At 65.1% G+C, this 700-nt stretch carries 1 protein-coding gene; it reads left to right on the top strand.

Going from position 1 to position 700, the window contains the following annotated elements; all coding sequences use genetic code 11:
- Nucleotides 1-59 precede the first annotated feature (59 nt).
- Nucleotides 60-700, top strand: a 641-nt coding sequence (locus MXD62_RS09900) for a VTT domain-containing protein (protein ID WP_248829044.1), incomplete at its 3' end; no start/stop codon positions are given.

Genomic DNA, 700 nt, shown 5'->3' with positions numbered 1-700 from the left:
GAGACCCTGGACGGGCGGGCGCCGGCCCCGTCGCCTGAGTTCCCTGGAGGCCCTCGACAGTGACCACGTTCGCGTCGAACACTCTGGCCCTGGGGCCGGACTTCATCAGTGCCGACAGTCTGGCGAAGGCCGGCCTAGTGGTCGTCCTTCTGATCGTCTTCGCCGAGTCGGGGTTGCTGGTCGGGTTCTTCCTGCCGGGTGACTCGCTGTTGTTCACCCTCGGTCTGCTGATCTCCCAGGATGAGGTGTCCACGCCGCTGTGGCTCGCGTGTGTCCTGATCGGTGTGGCCGCGGTCGCGGGTGACCAGGTGGGCTACCTGTTCGGGCGGAAGGCGGGTCCGGCGCTGTTCCGGCGTCCGGACTCGCGGCTGTTCAGGCAGGAGTATGTGGATCAGGCGCACGAGTTCTTCGAGAAGCATGGTGGCCGCTCGATCGTGCTGGCGCGTTTCGTGCCGATCGTGCGTACCTTCACCCCGGTGATCGCCGGGGTTAGTCGGATGCACTATCGGACGTTCGTGGTCTACAACGTGATCGGTGGCCTGCTGTGGGGCTGCGGGGTCACCGTCCTCGGCTCGCTGCTCGGGAAGATCGATTTCATTCGCCAGAACCTTGAGGCGATGCTGATCCTCATCGTGTTGATCTCGGTGGTCCCGGTCCTGATCGAGTACCTGCGCGCCCGCCGGAAGAAGACGACGACAGG

This window comes from Frankia sp. Mgl5, from assembly GCF_023242985.1.
Classification (GTDB): Bacteria; Actinomycetota; Actinomycetes; order Frankiales; family Frankiaceae; genus Parafrankia; species Parafrankia soli.
The sequence above is the reverse complement of the archived record's forward strand: the minus strand, read 5'-3'. Positions and strand labels throughout refer to the sequence as shown.